Origin of the sequence: Streptomyces sp. NPDC088194, from assembly GCF_040702025.1 — a bacterium.
Taxonomy (GTDB): domain Bacteria; phylum Actinomycetota; class Actinomycetes; order Streptomycetales; family Streptomycetaceae; genus Actinacidiphila.
In genome coordinates, this window is the sequence record NZ_JBFBIV010000059.1 from 1 (window position 1) to 14,764 (window position 14,764).

A 14,764-nucleotide genomic window follows, 5' to 3' on the forward strand; every position below is an offset into this window, starting at 1 on the left:
TCCTCGTAGTGGGCCTACTCGGACAAGCCCGACAACGAAGCGAGCGTGCGTGCCAGGCGCCACGGGCCAGGCGGGACTTCCAAAACACGGCCTAGGCGTCGAAGTCGTACTCCAGCACGTAGGACGCCGCGTCCAGCGCCATCTCGTTGACCTCGACGGCGTGCCCGTCATCCGTGAAAGCCGTTCGGCAGACCAGGACCACCGGCGTCCCCGCGGCGAGCTCCAGCCGCTCGGACTCCTCGGCGGAGGGCATGCGCGAGCGGACCTCCTCGCGGAAGTGCACCGGCTTGTGGCCGAGTTCGGCGAGCCGTGCGTAGATCCCGCCGGGCCCGGTGTCGGTCCGCGTGACGGCCGACCCCGCCACGAGGGACGCGGCCAGATACGACGTCGCCAGCAGCACCGGCTTGCCGTCGAGTACGAAGCGGCGGTTGCGCACGCAGACCGCGTCGCCGACCTTGAGCCCCAGGACGGCTGCGATGTCCTCGCGCGCCTTCTCCTCGGTGACCTCGACCTGGTCGACGACGAGTTCCCGGCCCTCGGTGTCGGCCGCCCAGATCGACTGTCCGTTGCCCCACCGGCTGCCGGCCACCCGCTGAATCCCACGCCGCCGCAGCGGTCGGAACGAGCGGACGAAGACGCCCGCGCCCTTGCGGGACTCGGCGATCCCCTCACTCTGGAGCACCCCGAGCGCCTGCCGCGCGGTCATCCGCGCCACCTCGTAGGTGGCCATCAGGTCGTTCTCCCCAGGGAGCCGATCGCCGGGGCCGTACTCCCCGCGCTGGATCGCCTCGCGCAGTGCGCCGGCGATCCGCTGGTACTTGGGCCGGTGATGTCCGCCCGCGTTGCTCATACGGCTTCGTCCTCTCCTCTCTAGACAGCATAGGGGCCGGCTGTTGGAGCGCCTGTTCGGGCTGCTCGCTTCCGATGGGCTTGCCGAGCGGACGCGGCTCACCCACAGGTGGCCCCTGTCCGCGGTGTCCGCGCGGAGGGAAGAGATCGTGCACAAGTCACCTGGTCGGCGGGTCGCAAGGACTTCGGCCCCCGACCGCCGCCCGATCGGCACCCTGCCCGTTGCCGGGCTCGTGCCGTTCATCGCGTCCTGGTCCTCGGAGTCGGCGGCGCAGCCCGAAGTCACCATGCGTCGCGGACGGTTGGCGTATCTCAAGGAGCGCCCGTACGACCGGGACAGCAACGGCATCCTGTGGCGCCGAGTGCCGAGCACTCCCGGCAAGGGCAAGCCGCAGTACGGCAAGGTGCACTTCGCGCGTCAGCGATACACGGCGGTGCGCGTCCGCCGCTACGCGCTCAGTGGCGTGCACGGCGTGCTGTACCGGCCCGGATTTCCACGGCCCGTGCCGCACGACGTGGGCGGCATGGACTTCGGTGACGACCGCATGCCGTGGATGCAGGCCGCCCAGCTCATGATGCGCTTGGACGACTTCCGGCCGGTGGACCTCGAGACGGAGTACGGGGCCTGCGGGGTTGGGCGTTGGACGCCCACCGATCAGGACGGCGTCCCCTCGGAGACCTGACCGCCGGCCCTCACCCGGCGGGCGCGCTCGGGTGAAGGGGGCCGGGGGGCGTCGGAAGGGAGACGTCACTCCCAGCGGAAGAAGCGGGCCGCCGCCGCGAGGCCGACGACGGACCACACCGCGAGGATGCCGAGGTCGGACCAGGGGATGCCGGCGCCGTTCTGGAGGACGTCGCGCAGGCCGTCGGAGAGTGCCGAGATCGGCAGGAGCTTGAGGACGTCCTGGACGCCGCCGGAGAACTTGGACATCGGGACGATCACGCCGCCGCCGACCAGCAGGAGGAGGAAGACGAGGTTCGCGGCGGCGAGGGTGGCCTCGGCCTTGAGGGTGCCGGCCATGAGCAGGCCGAGCCCGGAGAACGCGGCGGTGCCGAGCAGGAGGAGGAGCAGGACGGCGGCGGGGTCGCCGTGCGGCGACCAGCCGAGGGCGAAGGCGATCACCACCAGCAGGGCGACCTGGAGCGCCTCGGTGACCAGCACCGAGCAGGTCTTCGCGGTCATCAGCGCCCAGCGCGGCAGCGGCGAGGCGCCGAGGCGCTTGAGCACGCCGTAGCGGCGCTCGAAGCCCGTCGCGATCGCCTGGCCGGTGAACGCCGTGGACAGCACGGCGAGCGCGAGGATGCCGGGGGCGAGGAAGTCCACGGACTTGCCGGGGCCGGTGTCCACGATGTCCACCGCGCTGAAGAGCACCAGCAGCAGGGCCGGGATCACCACGGTGAGCAGGAGCTGCTCGCCGTTGCGCAGCAGCATCTTCGTCTCCAGCAGCGCCTGCGCCCGGATCATCCGGGGCAGCGGTGCCGCGCCGGGCGCGGGGGCGAAGACGCCGGCGCCTTCGCCCTCGCCGGTGACGTGCGCGGTGTCGGTGGTGACGCTCATACCCGCAGCTCCCTGCCGGTCAGTTCCAAGAAGACGTCCTCCAGGGTGCGCCGCTCCACCGCGAGGTGGTCGGGCATGACGCCGTGCTGGGCGCACCAGGAGGCGACGGTGGCCAGCAGTTGCGGGTCCACCGTGCCCTCGATGCGGTACGAGCCGGGGGAGAGCTCGCCGGCGCGGGTGTCGGGGGGCAGGGCGTTGAGCAGTGAGGCGAGGTCCAGGGCGGGGCGGCCGGTGAAGCGCAGGGTGTTCTCGGCGCCGCCGCGGCACAGCTCCTCGGGGCTGCCGGCGGCGATCGAGCGGCCGGCGTCGATGATCACCACCTGGTCGGCGAGTTGCTCGGCCTCGTCCATGAAGTGGGTGGTGAGCACCACGGTGACGCCGTCGGCGCGCAGTTCGCGGACCAGGTCCCAGGTGGCGTGCCGGGCCTGCGGGTCCAGGCCGGCGGTGGGCTCGTCGAGGAAGACCAGTTCGGGGCGGCCGACCACCGCCATGGCCAGCGCCAGGCGCTGCTGCTGGCCGCCGGACAGCCGCCGGTAGGTGGTGCGGCCGCAGCCGTCCAGGCCGAGTCGCTCGATGAGCAGCGCCGGGTCGACGGGGTGGGCGTGGAGGGTCGCCGCGTGCCGCAGCATCTCCTCGGCGTGGGCGCCCGGGTAGACGCCGCCGGACTGGAGCATCACGCCGATCCGCGGCCGCAGTTCACCGCCCTGGGTGACCGGGTCGAGGCCGAGGACGCGGGCGGTGCCGCCGTCGGGCCGCCGGTAGCCCTCGCAGACTTCGACGGTGGTGGTCTTGCCCGCGCCGTTGGGGCCGAGCACGGCGGTGACGGAGCCGCGCGGCACGGTCAGGTCGAGGCCGTCGACCGCGGTCCTGGTGCCGTACCGCTTGACCAGACCGGTCACCTCGACCGCGGACTCGTTTCGCATGGCGACGAGTCTAGGGAGCGCGGAGGGGCGCCACGGCGGCAGGGCGGAACCCGGACGGTCCGGGGCCGTGCCGGGCCCGGAAGTGAGGTGACCCTAAGTGATGTAGCCCACCGTGCAGGTGAAGGGCCGAGCTTGCCCCTGCCCGCCGAATTAAGCAACAATGGCGTTGTGAAATACGTAGGCGGTGCTGCCCGCGCGGCGGCGGAGGAGCAGACGACCGGTGAGCGGCGCACCCGCAACCGCGTCGCCAGCTCCATCCTGGGCCACGGGCCCTCCACCGCCGCGGACCTCGCCGAGCGGCTGGGCCTCACCCAGGCGGCGGTGCGCCGTCACTTGGACGCGCTCGTCGCGGAGAACATCGTGGAAGCCCGCGATCAGCGGGTCTACGGCAGCCGCGGCCGCGGCCGCCCCGCGAAGGTCTTCGCGCTCACCGACTGCGGCCGGGACGCCTTCGACCAGGCATACGACCAGCTCGCCGCGGACGCCCTGGGCTGGATCGCCCAGTCCGCCGGCGGCGGAGAGCAGGGCGAGGCCGCGGTCACCGCGTTCGCGCGGGCCCGGGTCGCCGCCCAGGCCGAGCGGTACCGCGAGCTGATCGACGCCGCCGCGCCCGACGAGCGGGCCCAGGCGCTGGCCCGCGCCCTGACCGCGGACGGGTACGCTGCAACAGCGCGGAGCGCCCCCGGCCCGGCCGGGGAGCAGCTGTGCCAACACCACTGCCCGGTGGCTCACGCCGCCGAGCAGTACCCGCAGCTCTGCGAGGCGGAGGCCGAGGTCTTCTCCCGCCTGCTCGGGACCCACGTCCAGCGGCTTGCCACCATCGCGCACGGCGACGGGGTGTGCACCACGTTCATCCCGCAGGCCCACCAGGGCCGGCCCGCCGCGGCACCCGAGGAACCGGCAGCACCCGCACCACCCGTACGACCACCCGCAGCACCACCCGATCCGGCCGCGAAGTCCGCGTCCCCCGCAGGACCCGCGGCCCCGGTATCGGCAGCAGGACCCGCAGAATTCGCAGAACCCGCAGTACCCACACGCACAGACCACGCACCAGTCAGCACGTCCGGGAGGAACCCCGCATGACTGCTCCCACGGAGACCACTCACCCGGAGCTCGAAGGCATCGGCACCTACGAGTACGGCTGGGCCGACTCCGACACCGCCGGCGCCGCCGCCAAGCGCGGTCTGTCGGAGGAGGTCGTCCGCGACATCTCCGGCAAGAAGTCCGAGCCGGAGTGGATGCTGAAGATGCGGCTGAAGGGGCTGCGGCTGTTCGGCAAGAAGCCGATGCCGACCTGGGGCTCCGACCTCACCGGCATCGACTTCGACAACATCAAGTACTTCGTGCGGTCCACGGAGAAGCAGGCGGAGTCCTGGGAGGACCTGCCCGAGGACATCAAGAACACCTACGACAAGCTCGGCATCCCGGAGGCGGAGAAGCAGCGCCTGGTCGCCGGCGTCGCCGCCCAGTACGAGTCCGAGGTCGTCTACCACCAGATCCGCGAGGACCTGGAGGAGCAGGGCGTCATCTTCCAGGACACCGACACCGCGCTGCGCGAGCACCCGGAGCTGTTCCAGGAGTACTTCGGCACCGTCATCCCGGCCGGCGACAACAAGTTCGCCTCGCTGAACACCGCGGTGTGGTCCGGCGGCTCGTTCATCTACGTGCCGAAGGGCGTGCACGTGGAGATCCCGCTGCAGGCGTACTTCCGGATCAACACCGAGAACATGGGCCAGTTCGAGCGGACCCTGATCATCGTCGACGAGGACGCGTACGTCCACTACGTCGAGGGCTGCACCGCGCCGATCTACAAGTCGGACTCGCTGCACTCCGCGGTGGTCGAGATCATCGTGAAGAAGGGCGGCCGCTGCCGCTACACGACCATCCAGAACTGGTCGAACAACGTCTACAACCTGGTCACCAAGCGCGCCGTCGCCTACGAGGGCGCGACCATGGAGTGGGTCGACGGCAACATCGGCTCCAAGGTGACCATGAAGTACCCGGCGGTCTACCTGATGGGCGAGCACGCCAAGGGCGAGACGCTCTCCATCGCCTTCGCCGGCGAGGGCCAGCACCAGGACGCGGGCGCCAAGATGGTGCACATGGCGCCGAACACCTCGTCCAACATCGTCTCCAAGTCGGTGGCGCGCGGCGGCGGCCGGACCTCCTACCGCGGCCTGATCGAGATCGGCGAGGGCTCCTCCGGCGCGAAGTCCAACGTGCTGTGCGACGCCCTGCTGGTCGACACGATCTCCCGCTCCGACACGTACCCGTACGTGGACGTGCGCGAGGACGACGTGTCGATGGGCCACGAGGCGACCGTCTCCAAGGTCTCCGACGACCAGCTCTTCTACCTGATGAGCCGCGGGATGACCGAGTTCGAGGCCATGGCGATGATCGTGCGCGGCTTCGTCGAGCCGATCGCCAAGGAGCTGCCGATGGAGTACGCCCTCGAACTGAACCGGCTGATCGAGCTGCAGATGGAAGGCGCGGTCGGCTGACCCGGTTCACTCCGGCGCCCCGCCTTCCCGCACCGATCGAAGCAATCCAAGAGGAGCAGCAGTACACCCATGGCCGAGAACACCCCTGCGGGCAGCACCACGGACGGTGCCATCACGGTGGGGCAGCCGACCGAGCAGCCCGCCGACGCCCGGGTCAGCGCCGCCCCGTCCTACGACGTGGCCGACTTCCCCGTGCCGAACGGGCGCGAGGAGGAATGGCGCTTCACGCCGCTGGCGCGGCTGCGCGGGCTGCATGACGGCACCGCGGAGGCGACCGGCTCGCTGCGGGTCGAGGTGACCGCGCCCGACGGCGTCGTCGTGCAGACCGTGGACCGCACCGACCCGCGGGTCGGCAAGGCCGGCAAGCCGGTGGACCGGGTCGCCGCCCAGGCGTTCAGCGCCTTCGAGAAGGCGTCGGTGGTCAGCGTCCCCAAGGACACCGTGCTCACCGAGCCGATCCGGATCTCCGTGCACGGCGAGGGCGGCGTCGCCTACGGCCACCAGGTCGTGGAGGTCGGCGCGTTCGCCGAGGCCGTGGTGGTGCTGGACCACACCGGTGACACCACCCTCGGCGCCAACGTCGAGTTCCTGATCGGCGACGGCGCCAAGCTCACCGTGGTGTCCGTCCAGGACTGGGCCGACACCGCCGTGCACGCCGCCCAGCACACCGCGCTGGTCGGCCGTGACGCGAGCTTCAAGTCCGTCGTCGTCACCTTCGGCGGCGACCTGGTCCGGCTGCACCCCCGGGTCGTCTACGGCGCCCCCGGCGGCGAGGCCGACCTGTTCGGGCTGTACTTCACCGACCGCGGCCAGCACCAGGAGCACCGCCTGTTCATCGACCACGACACGCCGCACTGCCGGTCCAACGTGGCGTACAAGGGCGCGCTCCAGGGCCAGGACGCGCACGCGGTGTGGATCGGCGACGTGCTGATCCGGGCCGCGGCCGAGGGCACCGACACCTACGAGCTGAACCGGAACCTCGTCCTCACCGACGGCGCCCGGGTCGACTCGGTGCCGAACCTGGAGATCGAGACCGGCGAGATCGTCGGCGCCGGACACGCCTCCGCGACCGGCCGGTTCGACGACGAGCAGCTCTTCTACCTGATGAGCCGCGGTATCCGCACCGAGGACGCCCGCCGCCTGGTGGTACGCGGCTTCTTCGGCGAGCTGGTCCAGCAGATCGGACTGCCCGACCTGGAGGAGCGGCTGATGGCGAAGATCGACGCGGAACTGGAGGCGGCGGTCGGATGACCAGCACCGTGCCCTTCGTCCGCGCCTGCGCGCTCAGCGAGTTGGAGGACGACACCCCGCGCCGGGTCGAGATCGACGGCGTGCCGATCTCGGTGGTCCGCACCGAGGGCGAGGTGTTCGCGATCAACGACATCTGCTCGCACGCCAACGTCTCGCTCTCCGAGGGCGAGGTGGAGGACTGCCAGATCGAGTGCTGGCTGCACGGCTCCAGCTTCGACCTGCGCACCGGCAAGCCCTCCGGACTGCCCGCCACGCGGCCCGTCCCCGTATACCCCGTCAAGATCGTTGGGGACGACGTGCTCGTCTCCGTCACCCAGGAGTCCTGAGTCACCCATGGCCACGCTTGAAATCCACGACCTGCACGTCACCGTCGAAGCCGACAACGCCACCAAGGAAATCCTCAAGGGCGTCGACCTCACCGTGAAACAGGGCGAGACCCACGCCATCATGGGCCCCAACGGCTCCGGCAAGTCCACCCTGGCCTACTCCCTGGCCGGGCACCCCAAGTACACCGTCACCGGCGGCACCGTCACCCTCGACGGTGAGGACGTGCTGGCGATGACCGTCGACGAGCGGGCCCGGGCCGGCGTCTTCCTCGCCATGCAGTACCCGGTCGAGATCCCCGGGGTGTCGGTCTCCAACTTCCTGCGCACCTCTGCCACCGCCATCCGCGGCGAGGCCCCCAAGCTGCGGACCTGGGTGAAGGAGGTCCGGGAGACCATGGAACACCTGCACATGGACCCCGCCTTCGCCGAGCGCAACGTCAACGAGGGCTTCTCCGGCGGCGAGAAGAAGCGCCACGAGATCCTCCAGCTCGAACTGCTCAAGCCGAAGATCGCGATCCTCGACGAGACCGACTCCGGCCTCGACGTCGACGCCCTGCGGATCGTCTCCGAAGGCGTCAACCGGGTCCGCGAGCGGGGCGAGGTCGGCACCCTGCTGATCACGCACTACACGCGCATCCTGCGCTACATCAAGCCCGACTTCGTGCATGTCTTCTCGGCCGGCCGGATCGTCGAGTCCGGCGGCGCCGAGCTCGCCGACAAGCTGGAGGAAGAGGGCTACGAGTCCTACGTGAAGGGTGGCGCTGCCGCGTGACATCGACCTCGCCGATCGGCAGGGTGCCGGCCGGCCTCCTCGACACCGAGGCGATCCGCAAGGACTTCCCGATCCTGGACCGCCTGGTCCACGACGACCGCCGCCTGGTCTACCTCGACAACGCGGCCACCTCGCAGAAGCCGCGCCAGGTGCTGGACACCCTCAGCGCCTACTACGAGCAGTCCAACGCCAACGTGCACCGCGGCGTCCACGTGCTCGCCGAGGAGGCCACCGCGCTGTACGAAGGCGCCCGCGACAAGGTCGCCGCCTTCATCAACGCGCCCAGCCGCGACGAGGTGATCTTCACCAAGAACGCGTCGGAGTCGCTGAACCTGGTGGCGAACATGCTGGGATGGGCCGACGAGCCCTACCGGGTGGACGGCGACACCGAGATCGTCATCACGGAGATGGAGCACCACTCCAACATCGTGCCGTGGCAGCTGCTCTCGCAGCGCACCGGCGCCAAGCTGAAGTGGTTCGGCCTCACCGACGACGGCCGGCTCGACCTGTCCGACATCGAGCAGGTGATCACCGAGAAGACGAAGATCGTCTCCTTCGTGCTGGTCTCCAACATCCTCGGCACCGTCAACCCGGTCGAGGCGATCGTGCGCCGCGCCCAGCAGGTCGGCGCGCTCGTCCTGATCGACGCCTCCCAGGCCGCCCCGCACATGCCGCTGGACGTCCAGGCGCTCGGCGCGGACTTCGTCGCCTTCACCGGCCACAAGATGCTCGGCCCGACCGGCATCGGCGTGCTGTGGGGCCGCCAGGAGCTGCTGGAGGACCTGCCGCCCTTCCTCGGCGGCGGCGAGATGATCGAGACCGTCTCGATGCACTCCTCCACCTACGCGCCCGCGCCGCACAAGTTCGAGGCCGGCACCCCGCCGATCGCCCAGGCGGTCGGCCTCGGCGCGGCCGTGGACTACCTCAGCGCGCTCGGCATGGAGAACGTCGCCGCGCACGAGCACGCGATCACCGAGTACGCCCTGACCCGGCTGCTGGACGTGCCCGATCTGCGGATCATCGGCCCGACCACCGGCGAGGACCGCGGCGCGGCGATCTCCTTCACGCTCGGCGACATCCACCCGCACGACGTCGGTCAGGTGCTGGACGAACAGGGCATCGCGGTCCGGGTCGGCCACCACTGCGCCCGCCCGGTGTGCCTGCGGTACGGAATTCCCGCGACCACCCGAGCGTCGTTCTATCTGTACTCCACTCCGGCCGAGGTCGACGCCCTGGTCGAGGGGTTGGAGCAGGTCCGGAACTTCTTCGGCTGATGGTGGTGCTGCTGTGAAACTCGACTCGATGTACCAGGACGTGATCCTGGACCACTACAAGCACCCGCACGGCCGCGGTCTGCGCGACGGCCAGGCCGAGGTGCACCACGTCAACCCCACCTGCGGCGACGAGATCACGCTGCGGGTGCGGCTGGACGGCAGTGTCATCGGCGATGTCTCCTACGAGGGCCAGGGCTGCTCGATCAGCCAGGCCAGCGCCTCGGTGCTCAACGAGCTGCTGGTCGGCAAGGAGCTGGCCGAGGCGCAGAAGATCCAGGAGACCTTCCTGGAGCTGATGCAGTCCCGCGGCCGGATCGAGCCCGACGACGCGATGGAGGAGGTGCTGGAGGACGCGGTCGCGTTCGCCGGCGTCTCCAAGTACCCGGCGCGCGTGAAGTGCGCCCTGCTGAGCTGGATGGCCTGGAAGGACGCCACCGCCCAGGCGCTGGCCGAAGGGAAGCCCGTATGACGAACAACACCGTGCCCAACGGCCTGAGCACCACCCCGGCCTCCGAGGAGGAGGTGCGCGAGGCGCTCTACGACGTCGTCGACCCCGAACTGGGCATCGACGTGGTCAACCTCGGCCTGATCTACGGCATCCACATCGACGACACCAACACCGCCACCCTCGACATGACCCTCACCTCGGCGGCCTGTCCGCTGACCGACGTCATCGAGGAGCAGGCGCAGACCGCCACCGAGGGCATCGTGCGCGAGCTGAAGATCAACTGGGTCTGGATGCCGCCGTGGGGCCCGGACAAGATCACCGACGACGGCCGCGAGCAGTTGCGCGCCCTGGGCTTCAACGTCTGAGCCGAGGGACCGCCGTTCCGGATCTCCGCCGCCGACGGGCGGCCACCGCGTGAGCACGCGGTGGCCGCCCGTCGGCGTTGCGGCGGGGCACCGGAGCGGCCATGGAGCGGACGCCGGACCAGCCACTTCCGTGATGATTGTCGGGTGAATGTCGCGGCGGATGACCCGTTGTGTCCCCGGGGAGTAACGGCTCGCCGACGACCGCTGACATCGCCGGTTCTGTGGGTACACGATCATCGAAGGCGCATCACCCGCCTCAGTGATCGCACAGGAAAGGCAAGGACTATGCGTACCAGGACCGTCCGGACCGGAACACTCGTCGTCATGCTCGCCACCGCCGGCCTCGCGCTCGCGGCGTGCGGACCGGACGACAGCAACGCGTCCGACTCCTCCTCGGCCTCGTCGTCCTCCGCCACCTCGGCGCCGTCCGGGACGTCGTCCGGTACGTCGTCCGCGCCCGGCGACGACTCGGCGGGCGGCGAGACGGCGAACCCGGCCACCGTCGGCGGCACGTCATCGGGGTCCGGCGGGTCGGGCGGGTCCGGCAGCACCGCGTCGGCCGGCACCTCCGTGCCCGACTGCACCACCAACCAGCTGTCGGCCACCGTCGGCGACTTCTCGGCCGGCGCCGGGACCGCCGGCTTCCAGATCGTCTTCCAGAACACCGGCTCCTCGCCGTGCACCCTCTCCGGCTACCCCGGTGTCTCCTTCGTGAAGATCCACAACATCCAGCTCGGCAAGGCGGCCGCGCGCACGAGCGACACCCCCGCCACCAGGGTCACGCTGATCCCCGGCGCCCACGCGTACGCCGACGCGCTGAGTGTCAACGGCCAGAGCGGCTACTCCGCCGCGCAGTGCGACCTGACCACGGTGCCGACCCTGCGGGTCTACCCGCCGAACCAGAAGGAGTCCCTCAACATCCCCTGGAACCGGCAGGAGTGCGTCGGCTCCTCGATCCAGAACCTGCGGGTCGGCGCGGTGCACGGCAACAAGTAGCCGCCGTGGCGGCTCCATCCGCCGGGCGAGGAGGTGTGGTCGGACCCCTTGGCGGTGTCAACGCGGGCTGCTAGCTTCCACGTTGACACTTTGACAACGTTGCCATCATGCGTCACGGCACCGTCGGTGCGTCGATCCGGCGTGCCCGGGATGCCGGACGGCGGTGGGCGGCAGCGTTCCGTGCAGCGTGCCGCGCGGTGGTGGCGCGCGGGCGTGAAGGGAGTGGACGCCATGGACTCGGGTGCGGCCGCGGAAGAGCCGGGACGGGAAGCGGGGCGGCAGGCGCGGCGCCTCACCAGACGCGGCGTCCTGGGGACCGCCGGCACCGGCATCGTGGCGGGCACGCTCGCCGCTGCCGGCCTGGGCGGTCTGGGGACGGTCGAGGCACACGCCGACTCCCCTGCGCAGGGCGGCGGTTCGGGGTCCCCGGCTTCGGGGACGGGCGGCGCGCGGATCGGCTACACCCTGCCGACCCTGACCTTCGGCGACTCCTCGACCCAGCAACTGGTCGGCACCGCCTACGAGTCGGCGCTGACCGACCTGTTCGGCATCAACACCGCCTACGCGGACCCCGGGACGTATGACGCGGCCGGGCTGGTGACGTATCCCAGCGGTTCGTTCATCCGGGCCGGCGGCGGGTATCCGCTGCCGCAGCGGTGGACGCGCGACGCGGCGGTCAACGCGTGGAACGCGGCGAGCCTGCTCGGTCCGGTGATCGGCCGCAACACCCTGTGGTCCGTGGTGGAGCGGGCGGACGCCGGCCTCATCGTGCAGCAGGACAACCAGTGGTGGGACCAGGTGGTCTGGGTGCTCGGCGCCTGGAACCACTACCTGGTCACCGGCGACCGGGAGTTCCTGGCCGACGCGTACGCCACGGCCGCGCACACCCTGGCCGCCCGCAAGGCGAAGAACCTCAACGCCGACTTCGGCCTCTACCAGGGCCCATCGTTCATGAACGACGGCATCGCCGGCTACCCGGCGCCGCCGTGGACCACCGGGGTCGACTCGTCGTTCGTGCTGGACTATCCGCACACCGACGAGTTGATGTGCCTGTCCACCAACTGCCTCTACTACGGGGCCTACCGGGCGGCCGGGGAGATGGCGCAGACGCTGGGGCACCCGGCGGACGCCGCCGCCCACCGCGCCGCCGCCCAGGCCGTGCGGGAGGCGATCGACACGCACCTGTGGCGCGAGGACGCCGGGACGTACGGCTACTTCGTGCACGGCCAGGACGCTTCGGCGGGCCGGCTGGACACCTCCCAGGAGGGCGCGGGCCTGGCGTTCGCGGTGCTGCTCGGGGTGGCCGACGCCGACCGTGCGCGCCGGGTGGTGGGGGCCGCGCACTGGCAGCCGCACGGCATCGTGAACGTGTGGCCGCACTTCGAGCGGTTCAGCGACGACAAGCCCGGACGGCACAACGTCCTCGTGTGGCCCATGGTCCACTCGATGTTCGGCCACGCCGCGGCCGCCGTGGGGCGGGCGGACCTGTTCGCCCGGGCGGTGGGGGAGCTGGCCGCGCTGGTGCGGGGCAGCGACAACAGCTTCTACGAGCTGTACGACTCGCTGTCGGGCGCGGTGGACGGCGGCTGGCAGACCGGTGGCGACGGCACCGCCTCCCACTTCACCTCGCAACCCGACCAGGCGTGGTCGGCGACGGGATACCTGCGGATGATCCTCGCCGGGCTGTTCGGGGTGGACTGCACCGAGCAGGGCCTGCGGCTGTCCCCGACCCTGCCGGACGGCTGGGGGCCGGTGACGCTCGGCGGGCTGCCGTACCGCGGCGCGACCGTCGACATCACGCTCAAGGGGGCCGGTACCCGCGTGCGCGCGTGCACCGTGGACGGCCGCCGCGCGGCGCCGCTCGTGCCGGCCGGCGCCACCGGCCACCACACGGTGGAGATCACCCTCGGCGGTTGACGGCCGCCCACCCGTTCTCCCGCGCACCGGGTGCGTCAGGCCCCGGTGCGCGGCGAGTCAGCCCAACAGAGCACAGCGCGCAGGGTCCTTGGAGCCGCGGTGCGGCTCCCTACGGTGGGAGGTGGCGTGGGAATGTCGCGCAGGATCAGCGAAAGCGAAAGCGGGAGCGGGAGCGGGAGCGGGAGCGGGAGCGGGAGCGGGAGGCCGGCGGTCGGGCGGCGGCGGGCGCTGCTGCCCGTCGGGATCGCGGCGGCGGTCGCGGCGGTGGCGGTGTTCCTGGCCCCCGCGGCGGTCGCCGCAGCGCCGGCGACGCCCTCGGGTACAACGGCGGCGGGCACGACGGCCGCCGCCGCGGCGGACGACGCCGGGCTGAACTACGTGGCCATGGGCAGCTCCTTCGCCGCCGGGCCGGGCATCCCGCCGGCCCAGACCGGCACGGGAGCGGCCGCCTGCGCCCGGTCGCAGAACAACTACGCGAGCGTGCTGGCCCGGGACATCGGCGCGAACCTCACCGACGCCTCGTGCAGCGGCGCGACGACCGCGAACGTGCTGACCACCGGCCAGGCCGGGCAGCCGCCGCAGATCGACGCGGTCACCAGCGCCACCCAGCTCGTCACCGTCACCATCGGCGGCAATGACGTGGACTACCTGGGCAGCATCGACGCGTACTCCTGCCAGACCAGCGGCGGGTCGAACTGCGGGAGCGTGGACCAGGGTTCGATCGACCAGACCTTCGGGGTGCTGGCCGGGCGGATCGAGAACGTGGTCGACGCGGTGCACGCCACCGCGCCCCAGGCGAAGGTGCTGCTGGTCGACTACTTCACCATCCTGCCGGACTCCGGTGTCTGCACCGGGGTGCCGCTCACCGCCGACCAGGCCGCGTACGAGCGCAGCATCGCCTCCCGGCTGGTCGACGCGACGAGCACCGCGGCGACCGCGACGGGCGCGACGCTGGTGGACCTCGCCGCCGCGAGTCACGGCCACGACGCGTGTGCGGCCGTCCCGTGGGTGGAGACGTACACGCCCGCGGCGGGCCGCTCGCAGTACCACCCGAACGAGGCCGGGATGAGCGGCGCGGCCGCGCTGGTGGAGTCCGCGCTGGCGTCCGGCGGGCAGACCCGTACCGGCCCCGTCACCTCCGGCATCCCGGGCAAGTGCGTGGATGTCGCCAACTCCGGGACCACCGACGGCACGCACGTGCAGCTGTGGGGCTGCAACGGCACCGGCGCGCAGAACTGGACGGTCGTGCCGGGCGAGGGCGGCACGTTGCGCGCGCTGGGCGGCTGCCTGGACGTGAGCGGGAGCGGTACCGTCGCCGGCACGCTGGTGCAGTGGTGGCAGTGCAACGGCAGCGGTGCGCAGCGCTGGCTGGCCGGGGCGAACGGCTCGCTGGTCAACCCGGAGTCCGGGCGCTGCCTGGACGACCCGAACAGTTCGACGGCCGACGGGACGCAGTTGCGGATCTGGGACTGCAACGGAACCGCCGCGCAGAGCTGGACCCTGCCGAGCTGACGGCCCCGGCCCGGCCCGCCGCCGCTGCCCGCCGCCCGTCCGTACGACGTACGACGTGCGCCCGGCGCGGTC

General features: G+C 71.5%; 15 protein-coding genes. 12 read left to right on the forward strand and 3 right to left on the reverse strand.

Features of this window, described 5'->3' with window-relative positions; genetic code table 11:
* Nucleotides 1–91: 91 nt before the first annotated feature.
* Nucleotides 92–850: a GntR family transcriptional regulator gene (locus tag AB0399_RS27630; RefSeq protein WP_366413192.1), complete on the reverse strand. Its 759-nt coding sequence runs from the start codon at nucleotides 848–850 to the stop codon at nucleotides 92–94.
* 148 nt (nucleotides 851–998) lie between these two features.
* Here AB0399_RS27630 and AB0399_RS27635 point away from each other — a divergent pair, with 148 nt between their 5' ends.
* Nucleotides 999–1,532 carry a hypothetical protein gene (locus tag AB0399_RS27635; protein ID WP_366413193.1) on the forward strand — a complete coding sequence of 178 codons (534 nt, stop codon included), beginning with the start codon at nucleotides 999–1,001 and terminating at the stop codon, nucleotides 1,530–1,532.
* Between the two features lie 65 nt (nucleotides 1,533–1,597).
* Here AB0399_RS27635 and AB0399_RS27640 read toward each other — a convergent pair whose 3' ends face one another.
* Together AB0399_RS27640 and AB0399_RS27645 are read right to left on the reverse strand one after the other, a co-directional pair.
* A complete protein-coding gene (locus AB0399_RS27640) occupies nucleotides 1,598–2,407 on the reverse strand; it encodes an ABC transporter permease (RefSeq protein WP_366413194.1) in 810 nt (269 codons plus the stop codon).
* The gene (locus tag AB0399_RS27645) at nucleotides 2,404–3,330 is read right to left on the reverse strand and encodes an ABC transporter ATP-binding protein (protein WP_328462742.1); all 927 of its coding nucleotides are present in this window, start codon (nucleotides 3,328–3,330) and stop codon (nucleotides 2,404–2,406) included. Before AB0399_RS27645 ends, AB0399_RS27640 begins: the two co-directional genes overlap by 4 nt.
* 168 nt (nucleotides 3,331–3,498) lie before the next feature.
* On the opposite strand from AB0399_RS27645, the gene AB0399_RS27650 reads away from it, so the two are divergent.
* The 11 genes from AB0399_RS27650 (at nucleotide 3,499) to AB0399_RS27700 (ending at nucleotide 14,692) form a co-directional block, all read left to right on the forward strand.
* A complete protein-coding gene (locus AB0399_RS27650; RefSeq protein ID WP_366413195.1) occupies nucleotides 3,499–4,413 on the forward strand; it encodes a metalloregulator ArsR/SmtB family transcription factor in 915 nt (304 codons plus the stop codon).
* Nucleotides 4,410–5,831, forward strand: a complete 1,422-nt coding sequence (sufB, locus tag AB0399_RS27655) for a Fe-S cluster assembly protein SufB (RefSeq protein ID WP_328462738.1) — start codon at nucleotides 4,410–4,412, stop codon at nucleotides 5,829–5,831. Before AB0399_RS27650 ends, sufB begins: the two co-directional genes overlap by 4 nt.
* Before the next feature lie 69 nt (nucleotides 5,832–5,900).
* On the forward strand, nucleotides 5,901–7,082 hold the full coding sequence (sufD, locus tag AB0399_RS27660; protein WP_329370614.1) for a Fe-S cluster assembly protein SufD: 1,182 nt from the start codon (nucleotides 5,901–5,903) through the stop codon (nucleotides 7,080–7,082).
* An 8-nt stretch (nucleotides 7,083–7,090) separates the two neighbouring features.
* Complete coding sequence (locus AB0399_RS27665) at nucleotides 7,091–7,408, forward strand: bifunctional 3-phenylpropionate/cinnamic acid dioxygenase ferredoxin subunit (protein WP_328473958.1); 318 nt, start codon at nucleotides 7,091–7,093, stop codon at nucleotides 7,406–7,408.
* A gap of 7 nt (nucleotides 7,409–7,415) precedes the next feature.
* Nucleotides 7,416–8,180: a Fe-S cluster assembly ATPase SufC gene (gene sufC / locus AB0399_RS27670; RefSeq protein ID WP_329370616.1), complete on the forward strand. Its 765-nt coding sequence runs from the start codon at nucleotides 7,416–7,418 to the stop codon at nucleotides 8,178–8,180.
* A 14-nt stretch (nucleotides 8,181–8,194) separates the two neighbouring features.
* Nucleotides 8,195–9,454, forward strand: a complete 1,260-nt coding sequence (locus tag AB0399_RS27675) for a cysteine desulfurase (RefSeq protein WP_329374386.1) — start codon at nucleotides 8,195–8,197, stop codon at nucleotides 9,452–9,454.
* 13 nt (nucleotides 9,455–9,467) lie between these two features.
* Entirely contained in the window at nucleotides 9,468–9,923 is a 456-nt protein-coding gene (sufU, locus tag AB0399_RS27680; protein WP_328462732.1) for a Fe-S cluster assembly sulfur transfer protein SufU, read from the forward strand.
* A complete protein-coding gene (locus tag AB0399_RS27685) occupies nucleotides 9,920–10,267 on the forward strand; it encodes a metal-sulfur cluster assembly factor (protein WP_328462730.1) in 348 nt (115 codons plus the stop codon). Before sufU ends, AB0399_RS27685 begins: the two co-directional genes overlap by 4 nt.
* A 285-nt stretch (nucleotides 10,268–10,552) precedes the next feature.
* On the forward strand, nucleotides 10,553–11,263 hold the full coding sequence (locus tag AB0399_RS27690; protein ID WP_366413196.1) for a DUF4232 domain-containing protein: 711 nt from the start codon (nucleotides 10,553–10,555) through the stop codon (nucleotides 11,261–11,263).
* Nucleotides 11,264–11,494: 231 nt separating this feature from the next.
* A complete protein-coding gene (locus AB0399_RS27695) occupies nucleotides 11,495–13,180 on the forward strand; it encodes a hypothetical protein (RefSeq protein WP_366413197.1) in 1,686 nt (561 codons plus the stop codon).
* Between the two features lie 132 nt (nucleotides 13,181–13,312).
* Complete coding sequence (locus tag AB0399_RS27700; RefSeq protein WP_366413198.1) at nucleotides 13,313–14,692, forward strand: ricin-type beta-trefoil lectin domain protein; 1,380 nt, start codon at nucleotides 13,313–13,315, stop codon at nucleotides 14,690–14,692.
* The last annotated feature ends 72 nt before the right edge of the window (nucleotides 14,693–14,764 follow it).

Bases quoted from the DNA above. Each gene is read 5' to 3' on its own strand.
- AB0399_RS27685 (WP_328462730.1), top strand. From the start codon at position 9,920: ATGACGAACAACACCGTGCCCAACGGCCTGAGCACCACCCCGGCCTCC.
- AB0399_RS27645 (WP_328462742.1), bottom strand. From the start codon at position 3,330: ATGCGAAACGAGTCCGCGGTCGAGGTGACCGGTCTGGTCAAGCGGTAC.
- AB0399_RS27640 (WP_366413194.1), bottom strand. From the start codon at position 2,407: ATGAGCGTCACCACCGACACCGCGCACGTCACCGGCGAGGGCGAAGGC.
- AB0399_RS27630 (WP_366413192.1), bottom strand. From the start codon at position 850: ATGAGCAACGCGGGCGGACATCACCGGCCCAAGTACCAGCGGATCGCC.
- sufD (WP_329370614.1), top strand. From the start codon at position 5,901: ATGGCCGAGAACACCCCTGCGGGCAGCACCACGGACGGTGCCATCACG.
- AB0399_RS27700 (WP_366413198.1), top strand. From the start codon at position 13,313: ATGTCGCGCAGGATCAGCGAAAGCGAAAGCGGGAGCGGGAGCGGGAGC.
- AB0399_RS27690 (WP_366413196.1), top strand. From the start codon at position 10,553: ATGCGTACCAGGACCGTCCGGACCGGAACACTCGTCGTCATGCTCGCC.
- AB0399_RS27695 (WP_366413197.1), top strand. From the start codon at position 11,495: ATGGACTCGGGTGCGGCCGCGGAAGAGCCGGGACGGGAAGCGGGGCGG.
- sufC (WP_329370616.1), top strand. From the start codon at position 7,416: ATGGCCACGCTTGAAATCCACGACCTGCACGTCACCGTCGAAGCCGAC.
- sufB (WP_328462738.1), top strand. From the start codon at position 4,410: ATGACTGCTCCCACGGAGACCACTCACCCGGAGCTCGAAGGCATCGGC.